Genomic DNA, 12,274 nt, shown 5'->3' with positions numbered 1-12,274 from the left:
CTCGATTTAAGAGCGAAGCTCAACACTTCAATCTCTTCTCTTTAATATTCCCTTGCCTAAATTTTTAGTTTGGTTAGAATATGTGCAACTTCATATGCTGCTTATCAAATGTGCAACTGGGCTCTTTCAAGAAATATGCGTAATGCTTACGATAGGTAATATCCCTCTCAAAAACAAAGTTATTCTTGCGCCAATGTCCGGCGTTTCGGATTTGCCGTTTCGCCGTATTGCCCTGCGCTATGGCGTGGGTTTGGTGGTGAGTGAAATGGTTGCCAGTGAAGCGCTGTGTACCGGACACCCAGAATCGCTGATGCGGGCCGAGGGTGAGGGGATCGATCCTCACATCGTGCAGCTGGCAGGCAAAGACCCTCATTGGATGGGAGAAGGTGCGCGCATGGCTGAAAAAGCCGGTGCGGATGTAATCGACATCAATATGGGCTGCCCTGCGAAAAAGGTGACTTCTGGCTATTCCGGTTCTGCTCTCATGAAAGATCTGGACCATGCGATGACGCTGGTTGAGGCGACGCTGGATGCTGTGTCTGTTCCGGTGACGTTGAAGATGCGTCTTGGCTGGGATGAAACGTCCATCAACGCTCCAGAGCTTGCCAAACGGGCGGTAGATGCTGGCGTGAAGATGATCACCGTGCATGGTCGTACGCGCTCTCAGTTTTACAAGGGTAAAGCGGATTGGCGGGCTATCCGGCAGGTGCGGGATGTTATTCCGGATGTGCCGTTGGTGGCCAATGGTGATTGCTGCAAGTTTGAGGATGCTGACGAGATGCTGGCACAGTCCGGAGCTGATCTGGTGATGGTTGGCCGTGGTGCTTATGGGCGCCCGTGGGTGCCGGGGCGGATCGCGCATTATCTGGAAACTGGTGAACGGCTTGCTGACCCGCATGGGGAAGAACTGGCTGCGCTTGTTGTGGAGCACTACGACGCCATGTTGGAGCAATACGGCTTTGAGATCGGCGTGCGAGCCTTCCGCAAGCATATGGGCTGGTATCTGGAAGCTGCAGGACGGCTTGACGATGCGCCGCAAGGATTTATGCGAGGGCTCATGACCAGTCTGGATGCAGATCTGGTGCGAAACACCCTTTATGGCTGGTTTGTTCAAGTACCGATGAGGAGTGCTGCCTGATGTTGGAGACGGGAGGAGACACTCTGACGGAAGCTAATGCTGGTTTGGGCGAAGGTGTGCCGGGACAGGCCGTTTTGGATTCTCTACCGCACCCAGTTGTGGTGGTTGGAGGCGACGATAAAATCACTGGCGCCAACAGTGCTGCGGAAGATTTTTTCCATGCCAGTTTGTCGATGCTGAAGCGCCGTGAGGTGTCGTGGTTCGTGCCGTTTGGTAGTCCGCTGCTGGGTTTGATTACGCAGGTTCGTGAGCGTGGTGGTGCGGTCAATGAGTATAAGGTGGACATTGGCACGCCGCGCATTGGGCAGGAAAAACTGGTTGATATTCATGCGTCTCCTTTAAGTGAGGCTCCGGGCAGTGTTGTGCTGTTGTTTCAGGAGCGCACTATGGCGGAGAAGCTGGATAAACAGCTGACCAGCCGCGGTGCAGCGCGTACAGTGACCGGCCTTGCAGCCATGTTGGCCCATGAGATCAAAAATCCGCTCTCTGGTATTCGCGGTGCAGCTCAGCTGCTGGAACAATCAGCCAGTGAAGATGATCGCACGCTGACCCGTCTCATCATGGAGGAGACGGACCGGATTGTGAAGTTGGTGGACCGGATGGAGGTGTTTTCCGATGAACGCCCGATTGACCGTGAGCCGGTGAACATTCACGTGGTGCTTGATCATGTAAAACGTGTTGCGGAAAATGGCTTTGCCTCCAAGGTGAAGATTGTCGAAGATTACGATCCTTCCTTGCCTCCGGTGTATGCCAACCGGGACCAGCTGGTGCAGATCTTTATCAATCTGATCAAGAACGCAAGCGAAGCGCTGAGCGGCGTGAATGAGCCGGAGATTGTTGTCTCCACGGCCTTCCGTCCCGGTGTGCGTTTGTCTGTGCCTGGCGTTCAGGAGCGTGTGAGCTTGCCGCTTGAGTTTTGTGTGCGCGACAACGGCTATGGGGTGCCGGAAGATTTGCGACCGCATCTGTTTGATCCGTTTATTACGACAAAGACGAATGGCTCTGGTCTTGGACTGGCGCTGGTTGCCAAGATCGTAGGTGATCATGGCGGTGTGGTGGAGTGTGAGAGTGGCAATCGGGGCACGACCTTCCGTATTCTGATGCCTGCTTTTACCGGGCCTGACGTACATTCTGGAATTGAGGACTAAGAGTATGCCGAGTGGAACCATTCTTGTTGCTGACGACGATTCTGCGATCCGTACCGTTCTCAATCAGGCTCTGTCTCGTGCGGGGTATACCGTTCGGTTGACGTCCAACGCGACCACTTTGTGGCGCTGGGTGAGCTCGGGCGAAGGAGATCTGGTGATTTCTGATGTGGTGATGCCGGATGAGAACGCGTTTGACGTGTTGCCGCGCATTCGCAAGCTGCGTCCAGAGTTGCCTGTGATCATCATGAGTGCGCAAAACACCTTCATGACCGCGATTAAGGCCTCTGAGCAAGGCGCCTATGAGTATCTGCCCAAGCCGTTTGATCTGAAAGAACTGACCGGCATTGTCGGACGAGCGCTTGCTGAACCTAAGGGGCGGCAGTTTGATATGAGCGGCGAGGGGAATGATAACATTCCACTTGTGGGTCGTTCGCCTGCCATGCAGGAAATCTACCGCGTGCTTGCTCGTTTGATGCAGACCGATCTGACCGTGATGATCAATGGTGAGAGCGGGACTGGTAAAGAGGTTGTTGCGCGGGCGCTGCATGATTATGGCAAACGCCGGAATGGCCCGTTTGTTGCGGTCAACATGGCGGCGATCCCAAAGGATCTGATTGAGTCTGAGCTGTTTGGGCATGAGAAGGGCTCGTTTACAGGCGCCCAGGCGCGTTCTTCTGGCCGGTTTGAGCAGGCCGATGGCGGTACGCTGTTGCTGGATGAAATCGGTGATATGCCGATGGAAGCGCAGACCCGTTTGCTGCGTGTGTTGCAGCAGGGCGAGTATACCTCTGTGGGTGGTCGTACGCCGATCCAGACAGATGTGCGGATTATTGCGGCGACGAACAAAGACCTGCGTCAGCTGATCAATCAGGGGCTGTTCCGTGAAGATTTGTATTTCCGTCTGAATGTTGTGCCAATTCGCCTTCCGCCTTTGCGGGAACGGACTGAGGATATTCCTGATCTTGTGCGCCACTTCTTCTCTATTGCAGAGAGCGAAGGTTTGCCTGCCAAGCAGATTGAGGTGGCTGCGCTTGATAAGCTGCGCCGTTATCGCTGGCCGGGCAACGTACGTGAGTTGGAAAACCTTGTGCGCCGTCTGGCAGCGCTCTATCCGCAAGATGACATAACCGCCAGTTTGATCGATCTGGAACTTTCTCAGCCTTCTACGGCTGTGAATGACATGGATGCGCCGTCTGTTCAGGATCTGGGTGGGTCTGTGGAGCGGTATCTGGGCGATTACTTCGGCGGGTTTGGTGAAGACCTACCGCCTCCGGGCCTTTATCACCGTATCCTGCGTGAGGTGGAGTACCCCTTGATCAGCGCAGTGCTGGCAGCCACCCGTGGCAACCAGATTAAGGCCGCTGAACTTTTAGGCGTGAACCGCAACACCTTGCGCAAGAAAATCCGCGATCTGGACGTTCAGGTGATCCGCAGCTCCAGATAATCGTTTTTTATCGAGTGAAACTTTCAAAATGGCGCGATCTCTTGCGCCATTTTGCGTTTAATGGGGTGAGAATGCGTTTGAGTTGTGCGCTGCATGCTTATTTTGACCTGTGGACTTTTCGGTTTTCCCCATCAAGAGTGTGACTAATAAAACCCATTGTCGCATTTTGGCAACAATTCGTGCTAATAGTCTGTTTCCAATATTAATAAAGTTATCGCAGGTGCGCAGGTTCGCGTTTCATGATTTTCAAGTCAAAAGTAGAAGAACATACACCAAAGCTTGATGCGAAAGGCCGCAAGTCCCGCATGTTTGGGCTTGCCGTGGTGTTGCTGGCACTGTGCTCCATTGGGGTTTCCTTTCTGGTGCTGATGGGCGTGACGCCGATCGTTCCCTCTGAAACGGTTGTTTACATTGCGCTTGGCTTTAACGGCGCACTGGTGGTCCTGCTTATCGGCTTGATCATCTTTGAGCTTGTGAAGCTGTTGCAGGCGCGGCGCCGTGGACGAGCAGCGGCACGTCTTCATGTGCGCATCGTGACCATGTTCTCGCTGGTGGCCGCACTGCCTGCGTTTATTGTTGCTGTGGTGGCAACGATTACGCTGGATCAGGGGCTTGATCGCTGGTTTGAGACAAGAACGCGCAATATCATCACCAACGCTCAGTCGGTTGCGGCAGCTTATGTTCAGGAGCACGGAAATTCTCTGCGATCCACGTTGATTGGTATGGCCAGTGATGTGGATCTGAACCGGAACTCCTATTTCTACGATCCCACCCGGTTTGACCGCTTTTTTGAGACGCAGACCTGGGTTCGCGGATTGCTGGGGGCTTATGTCCTGAAGAATGACGGCACCGTTGTGATGCGTGTGTTGCGTGATCCGAAGGTGGAGCCGTTGTTGCCGCCGCAAGTGGCTATGAACCAGGCGAAAGACGGGGCTCCTGTTCTTATCGCGCCGGGTGTTTCTAACCTCGTCGGCGGTGTGATCAAGCTTTCTGCTTTTGATGATCTTTATCTTTATGTGACTCGTGCGCTTGATCCTCGAGTGGTTGAATACCAGCGTCTGGCCGAGGCTGGCGTTAATGAGTATGCCGAGTTGGAGCAGCGACGCTTTGGTGTGCAGCTGGCATTTGCGCTTGTTTATGTGGGCGTGGCGCTCGTGCTGCTGCTCTCCTCCATCTGGGTGGGCTTTGGGTTTGCCAACCAGCTTGTGCTGCCGATCCGTAATCTTATTGGCGCTGCAGATCAGGTTTCCAAAGGCAACTATTATGTTGAGGTGGAAGCTGCGAAAGCGAGTGGTGATCTTGAGAGCCTTGGGCGGACCTTTAACAATATGACGGGTCAGTTGCGTGGGCAGCGGGATGCTTTGCTGGCTGCGAATGATCAGATTGACCGTCGTCGCCGCTTCAGTGAAGCCGTGCTGTCCGGCGTATCCTCTGGCGTAATCGGGATTGATGATGAGGGCGATGTGACCATGGTCAATCGCTCGGCAACACGTCTTCTCAGTCAGGATGAAAACGAGCTTCTGGAAAAGCCGATCTACGACAATCTTCCAGAGGTGCAAGAGGTTGTGTCCAAAGCGCTTGAAGAAAGCTCGAGTGGCTCGCAGGTGGCGCAGGTTGCCATTATGCGTAAGGGGCGTGAGCGCACTGTGAATGTGCGTGTGACGACTGAAGAGGCGACCCGTTCTGAGCATGGTTTTGTGGTGACGCTGGACGACATCACGGACCTTGTTGCAGCTCAACGTAACTCGGCCTGGGCGGATGTTGCCCGCCGTATTGCGCATGAGATTAAGAACCCGCTGACTCCGATCCAGCTTTCAGCAGAGCGTATCCGTCGCCGCTATGGCAAGCGTATTGAAGATGATGACCGTAAGGTGTTTGACCAATGCGTGGATACGATCATTCGTCAGGTGGGGGATATTGGCCGTATGGTTGATGAGTTCTCCTCGTTTGCGCGTATGCCAAAACCAAAGATGGAAGAGGCTGATCTGCGCTCCGTGGTGCGAGAGTCCACCTTTATGGTTTCTGTTGCCAATTCTCAGGTTCACTTTGAAACCGATGTGCCGGATGAGGCTGTACGGGCAACATTTGACAGCCGCCTGGTTGGGCAGGCTGTTGGTAATGTGATCAAGAATGCGTCGGAAGCTGTTGAGGCTTATCTGGCGAGCGAAGAAAACCCGGAGCAGGGCTCTGTTCTGGTGAAACTTTATAGGGAAGGTCCGGTTCTCACGATTGATGTGATTGATAACGGGATTGGCCTTCCAACTGAGCACCGCACGCGGCTTTTGGAGCCGTATATGACGACCCGTGAAAAGGGCACCGGCCTTGGGCTCGCGATTGTGCGGAAAATTATGGAAGATCATGGGGGTGGAATTGAACTGCTGGATGCGCCATCTGTTGCCGAGGGCGGGCATGGTGCCATGGTTCGGCTGACTTTGCGCAGTTTTGATGTTCCTTCCTTCACTGAAAATGTAACGTAAGAATGGTGGTGATAAGCCGTGGCAAGTGACATTCTGATTGTTGATGATGAAGCAGATATTCGTGAGCTGATCGCCGGAATTTTAGAGGATGACGGCTATAATACTCGCACCGCTGGCAACAGTGATGCGGCGTTGGCTGCGATTGCAGACCGTCGTCCTTCTCTGATTATTCTTGATATCTGGCTCATGGGCAGCAAGCTTGACGGGCTTGAGGTGCTTGAGGTGATCAAGAAAGAAAACCCTGATCTGCCTGTTGTGATCATTTCTGGTCACGGCAACGTGGAGACAGCGGTATCTGCGATCAAAAAAGGCGCCTACGATTACATTGAGAAGCCGTTTAAGGCAGACAAGCTGGTTCTGATCACCGAGCGCGCGCTGGAAGCTTCTTCCATGAAGCGCGAGATCAAGGAACTGAAGCAGCGTGCTGGGGACGTTTCCAATCTGGTGGGCAGTTCGTCCTCAATCAATAACCTGCGCATGACGATTGAGCGTATTTGCCTGACCAACAGCCGTGTGATGATCACCGGGCCGTCTGGTTCTGGCAAAGAGACCGTTGCACGGACGATCCACGAGGCTTCTCCACGGGCGAAGTCTCCGTTTGTGGTGCTTTCTGCGGCGAATATCACGCCGGAGCGGATGGAAGAGGAGCTCTTCGGCATTGAAGAGACTGACTCCACACCGCGCAAGGTGGGCGCGCTTGAAGAGGCGCATGGCGGGACCATCTATCTTGATGAGATTGCCGATATGCCGCTGGAGACGCAGAATAAAATTCTGCGTGTGCTGGTGGATCAGACCTTCACCCGTCTGGGTGGCCACAACAAAGTGAAGGTGGATGTGCGTCTCTTGTCTTCCAGTGGTTACAATCTGGAAAACCGGATTGCGGAAGGCTTGTTCCGTGAGGATCTCTATCACCGTCTGGCTGTTGTACCGCTGCGTGTGCCTGCGCTTGAAGAACGCCGTGAGGATATTCCTCAGCTGATCCATTTCTTCATGAAGCAGATTTCCAACTCCACCGGCCTGCCAATGCGCCGGATTGGTGAAGATGCGATGGCCGTGCTGCAAACGCATGACTGGCCGGGGAACCTGCGCCAGCTCCGCAACAATGTTGAACGTTTGATGATCCTGACACGGGCTGATTCAGAAGCTGTGATTACAGCGGATCTTCTGCCTGCTGAGGTGGCGTCGACTGTGCCGAGCATGCCGGGGTCTTCTGGTGGTGAAGAGTTGATGTCCTTGCCACTTCGTGAAGCGCGGGAACAGTTTGAGCGTGAATATCTGCAAGCACAGGTTAAGCGTTTTGGCGGTAATATCTCGCGTACCTCTGAATATATTGGTATGGAACGGTCAGCATTGCACCGAAAGCTCAAGTCTCTTGGTCTCACCTGATTGGTGAGCTTTGAGGTGGAGCAAAGGACTGAATTATGAAGGTTGTAATTTGTGGCGCCGGACAGGTTGGGTACGGCATTGCCGAAAAACTTGCAGCGGAGCAGAACGACGTTTCTGTGATTGATACCAGCCCGCAGTTGGTTCATGCCATTCGTGACACGCTGGATGTGCGCGGCTTTATTGGCCATGGTGCGCATCCGGATGTGCTGGCGCAGGCTGGTGCTGATCAGGCTGACATGATTATTGCTGTGACCTTGTATGACGAGATCAATATGGTCGCGTGTCAGGTCGCGCACTCTTTGTTTAACGTGCCGATCAAGGTTTCGCGTGTGCGTGCGCAAAGCTATTTGCAGTCCCATTACCGCAATCTGTTTTCGCGCGATAACATGCCAATTGACGTGATCATTTCCCCTGAAATCGAAGTGGGTGAGATGATCCTGCGGCGTTTGTCGCTGCCAGGTGCCATGGAAACTGTGCGCTTTGCGGATGATAACATGATCATTGTCGGGATCGACTGTGGTGGTGATTGTCCAGTGCTGGATACGCCACTGCGCCAGTTGACCGAGTTGTTCCCGGATCTGTCAGCCGTGGTTGTTGGTATCGCGCGTGAAGGCAAGGTCTTTGTTCCGCACAGCTCTGATATGATGCGGGAAGGGGATTTGGTTTATGTGTGCTGTGAGCGCGGTCAGGTGCGTCGTACGCTGAGCATCTTCGGTCACGAAGAGCCTGAGGCCAAGCGTGTTCTTATCGCTGGTGGCGGTAACATTGGTGCTTATGTTGCTCGCCGCCTTGAGGAAAAGCAAAGCAGAACCAAAGTAAAAATTATCGAACATTCCCGCGATCGGGCTATTCGCATTGCTGATGAACTGCGTAGAACTGTGGTGTTGCATGGTAGTGCACTGGATCAGGTGATGCTGCAGGAAGCGGATGTTGAAGATTCCGATATGATGGTTGCGCTGACCAACGAGGATGAGGTCAATATCCTGTCCTGCGTGATGGCCAAGAAAATGGGCTGTGAGCGGAATCTCTCGCTGTTGAACAATACCAGCTATCCTGCTTTTGCGCATGCTTTGGGCATTGATGCCTTTGTGAACCCGCGTCAGGTGACGATCTCCAAGATCTTGCAGCATGTACGCCGTGGTCGTATTCGGGCTGTTCATGCGCTGCAAAATGGCGCTGCTGAAGTGATTGAAGCCGAGGCGCTGGATACTTCACCGCTTGTTGGGCGTCCGCTGCGTGAGGTTGAGCTTGCGGAAGGTATCCGTATCGGCGGCATTTTGCGTGATGGGAAAGTGGTGACACCGTGTGGTGACGAGCGCATTCAGGCGCACGACCGCGTTGTGATTTTTGCTATTGCGGACAAAGTGCGTCAGGTGGAACAGATGTTCCGCGTGTCACTTGAGTTCTTCTAGAGCTTGTTGATGTCAATTAATTCCGGCGCTTGCGCAAGAAAGTGCCGGAATATCAAACTGCTAAGTTTGCAGCGCACGCGTTCGTGACTGTCCAATAAGGGCTCTGCAGCCTTTGTTTTTCTCTCTCCTTTAAATCTGCGATTTTAAAGATATCTGGTCTTAAGCGCCCAGGTGGTGGGTTGGTTTTGTCTTCCCAAAGCGTAAACTCAGGTTTTCTCAGTGATCCCACTTGGAAATATCTAGTTTTATCTGCTGTTAGCCACTTGATAGTATTCAGTAAATGCCCTTAGATATAATCTGTTGAATGATCCTGAACAGGAGAGGCTGATGAGCCGTGTTGCCTACGTAAATGGACAATATGTGCCACATTCTCATGCAGCCGTGCATGTGGAGGACCGGGGTTACCAGTTCTCTGATGGCGTTTATGAGGTGTGTGAAGTCTGGAGAGGCCAGATTGTGGACATGAGCGCCCATCTGGACCGGCTGGATCGGTCGCTGAGTGAGCTGCAGATTTCTGCCCCTATGTCACGCGGGGCCTTGACGCTGGTGATGAAGGAAGTGATTTCGCTCAACCGGGTGAAGAACGGTTTGATCTATATGCAGGTTACGCGCGGCGTGGCTCCGCGCGACCATTATTTCCCGCCAGCTGGGACTCCACCGTCTATTGTGATGACTGCAAAATCGGTGCCGTCACACAAAATGGACCAAATTGCGGCCAAGGGTGTTGGGGTCATTACAGTAGAAGAGAATCGTTGGGACCGGGTCGATATCAAGACTGTTGGTCTTTTGCCTAATGTCCTTGCTAAACAAAAGGCTAAGGAGTCCGGTGCCCGCGAAGCATGGTTTGTGGATAAAAAAGGCCTGATAACTGAAGGCGGTTCAACCAATGCTTGGATAATTCTAAAGAACGGCACTTTGGTGACGCGACCTGCTACCCACGGAATCTTAAAAGGAATTACCAGAGCGGGCGTTCTAAAACTGGCGGAAATGAAAGGCTTTTCCGTAGAAGAACGCGGTTTCTCTCTGGAAGAGGCAAAAAGTGCGCAAGAGGCATTTTTAACAAGTGCATCGGGGCTTGTCATGCCCGTCGTGAAAGTAAATGGAACAATTTTGGGTGATGGTAAGCCCGGTCCAATCGTTCAAGACTTAAGAAAATCATTCCATGAAGCGTCAGAGTTGATTAAACTGACGGTTGCCGGGGGTTAAGTGCCTCCGGTGTTTGCTGAAGGGAACTTAGGAAAGACGGCGCACCTTATTAGTGTTGGGGCATCTCTCTTGTGTTTGTGAGTGTCACTTGGCCGTTTCGAGGATGGGAACAGTAAATGGTGGATGCCGCGGCCGTGTCCACTGAGAACAGGAAAAAAATAGTTATGGCTGACCGCGCTCAAAATCTTCAAGATACATTTTTAAATCATGTCAGGAAGCAGAAGACGCCACTGACAATCTTTTTGATCAATGGTGTAAAACTGCAGGGTGTAGTTACTTGGTTCGATAATTTCTGCGTATTATTGCGTCGTGACGGGCACTCCCAGCTCGTTTACAAACACGCTATTTCAACAATCATGCCAAATAGCCCTATACAGCTGTTCGAACCAGCTGAAGAAGAAGGCGAAAAAGCAGGAGGCTGATGAAGCCCCAATCTAAAAAAGAGGCCGGTCTGAACCGCAAGCAACGCGATGCGAATGTTGAGGCCGGCGAAGACGAAGTGACCCGGGGAACCCGGTCACTCGTCATCGTACCGATTATTCAAAGTAGAGCTCTGGCGAGAGGGAAAGGTGCTCCTGAGCGCCCCTTTGGTGCCGAGCGCAGCCCACAAGCCAGACTGGAAGAAGCTGTTGGACTAGCAGCTGCAATCGAGTTGGAGATTGTCTCCTCAAGTCTGGTTCGATTGGCAAATGTAAAACCGGGAAGTCTGTTCGGCTCAGGCAAGGTGGAAGAGATCCGCTTGCGAATTGATGTCGAAGAGATTGAGCTGGTTGTTGTTGATCATCCGCTTACCCCAATCCAGCAGAGAAACCTGGAACGAGACTGGAACACCAAGGTTATTGACCGGACGGGTCTTATTCTGGAGATTTTTGGTGAACGTGCGCAGACCAAGGAAGGTCGCCTGCAGGTCGAGCTTGCTCACCTGAGTTGGCAGAAATCCCGTCTGGTGCGGTCCTGGACTCACCTTGAACGTCAGCGTGGCGGTCTTGGTTTTGTTGGCGGCCCGGGTGAGACCCAGATTGAGGCCGACAGGCGTATCATTCAGGATCGTATCACGCTGCTGAAAGGTCACCTGGAGCAGGTTCAACGGACCCGCAAGCTTCACCGTAAAGCACGTAAGAAAGTGCCGCATCCGGTTATTGCCTTTGTTGGCTATACCAACGCGGGCAAGTCGACGCTGTTTAACCGCATGACAAATGCGGAGGTGTTTGCCAAGGACTTGCTGTTTGCGACGCTTGATCCAACTTTGCGCCGTCTGAAGCTGCCGCATGGCCGTGAGGTCATTCTGTCTGATACAGTGGGTTTCATTTCCGAGTTGCCGCACAATCTGGTGGCTGCCTTTAGGGCAACGCTGGAAGAGGTTATTCAGGCTGATATTGTGCTTCATGTGCGCGATATTGCTCATGAAGACACCAAAGCGCAGTCTCAGGATGTGAATGAAACGCTTGAGATGCTTGGTCTTAAAGTGTCTGAGAGTGATCGTGTCATTGAGGTCTACAACAAGATCGACATGCTGGATGAGGCACATCGTGCCAAGTTGCTGGAAAGTAACTCGGTTGATGAGGGGCCGGTTGCGGTTTCTGCGCTGAGTGGTGATGGGATCGAGGATCTGATTGCCCGCATCGAAACGCGTCTGGCTGAGCAGCTGGATACCGTGACGATGATCCTGCCACACAGCGACGGGCAGGGGCATGCATGGCTCTATCAGAACTGCGAGATCCTCTCGCGTGATGATACAGAGGACGGCATTCGCTTGTCTGTTCGCGTCCCGGATGCCCATCGATCTCGCGTCCGTGAGCGCTTCGCGAAGTACTTCGTGACCGGGCTGGAGCTGGCTGAGGAGCCGACTTCAGAAGACGGTGATGAGGATGACGACGGTGGTTACTCACCGATCTGATCGTCTTTGAAAATCTGATAAATACAGGAAAGCCCCGCTTGGATGAGTGGGGCTTTTTTTGTTGGTGGGCGGACCTTTGCCGTACTCACTCGCTTTATGTGCAGTCTTCCAGCTTTCCTGTTTGGGCAAGAAATGAAGGAGTGTCGCCCGGCGCAGCGTTGCTGGT

The 12,274-nt window shown here is 53.0% G+C and carries 9 protein-coding genes; all 9 read left to right on the top strand.

Annotated features, from left to right (window positions below):
• The first annotated feature begins 142 nt into the window (after positions 1–142).
• The 9 genes from dusB (at position 143) to hflX (ending at position 12,108) form a co-directional block, all read left to right on the top strand.
• A complete protein-coding gene (gene dusB, locus PsAD26_RS16210; RefSeq protein WP_063311270.1) occupies positions 143–1,138 on the top strand; it encodes a tRNA dihydrouridine synthase DusB in 996 nt (331 codons plus the stop codon).
• The gene (locus PsAD26_RS16205; RefSeq protein WP_208860487.1) at positions 1,138–2,286 is read left to right on the top strand and encodes a nitrogen regulation protein NR(II); all 1,149 of its coding nucleotides are present in this window, start codon (positions 1,138–1,140) and stop codon (positions 2,284–2,286) included. The genes dusB and PsAD26_RS16205 overlap by 1 nt, the downstream gene beginning before the upstream one ends.
• Positions 2,287–2,290: 4 nt before the next feature.
• Positions 2,291–3,730: a nitrogen regulation protein NR(I) gene (ntrC, locus tag PsAD26_RS16200; RefSeq protein WP_057466218.1), complete on the top strand. Its 1,440-nt coding sequence runs from the start codon at positions 2,291–2,293 to the stop codon at positions 3,728–3,730.
• 239 nt (positions 3,731–3,969) lie between these two features.
• Positions 3,970–6,207, top strand: a complete 2,238-nt coding sequence (locus PsAD26_RS16195; protein ID WP_063311269.1) for a PAS domain-containing sensor histidine kinase — start codon at positions 3,970–3,972, stop codon at positions 6,205–6,207.
• Between the two features lie 18 nt (positions 6,208–6,225).
• On the top strand, positions 6,226–7,593 hold the full coding sequence (locus PsAD26_RS16190; protein ID WP_063301809.1) for a sigma-54 dependent transcriptional regulator: 1,368 nt from the start codon (positions 6,226–6,228) through the stop codon (positions 7,591–7,593).
• Positions 7,594–7,628: 35 nt separating this feature from the next.
• On the top strand, positions 7,629–9,005 hold the full coding sequence (trkA, locus tag PsAD26_RS16185; RefSeq protein ID WP_057466224.1) for a Trk system potassium transporter TrkA: 1,377 nt from the start codon (positions 7,629–7,631) through the stop codon (positions 9,003–9,005).
• A 327-nt stretch (positions 9,006–9,332) separates the two neighbouring features.
• Positions 9,333–10,211, top strand: a complete 879-nt coding sequence (locus PsAD26_RS16180) for a D-amino-acid transaminase (protein ID WP_063311268.1) — start codon at positions 9,333–9,335, stop codon at positions 10,209–10,211.
• Positions 10,212–10,375: 164 nt separating this feature from the next.
• Positions 10,376–10,633 carry an RNA chaperone Hfq gene (gene hfq / locus PsAD26_RS16175; protein ID WP_008546823.1) on the top strand — a complete coding sequence of 86 codons (258 nt, stop codon included), beginning with the start codon at positions 10,376–10,378 and terminating at the stop codon, positions 10,631–10,633.
• On the top strand, positions 10,633–12,108 hold the full coding sequence (hflX, locus tag PsAD26_RS16170) for a GTPase HflX (protein ID WP_063311267.1): 1,476 nt from the start codon (positions 10,633–10,635) through the stop codon (positions 12,106–12,108). Before hfq ends, hflX begins: the two co-directional genes overlap by 1 nt.
• Positions 12,109–12,274: the final 166 nt, after the last annotated feature.

Origin of the sequence: Pseudovibrio sp. Ad26 (genome assembly GCF_001623285.1) — a bacterium.
Lineage (GTDB): Bacteria > Pseudomonadota > Alphaproteobacteria > Rhizobiales > Stappiaceae > Pseudovibrio > Pseudovibrio ascidiaceicola.
The sequence above is the reverse complement of the archived record's forward strand: the minus strand, read 5'-3'. Positions and strand labels throughout refer to the sequence as shown.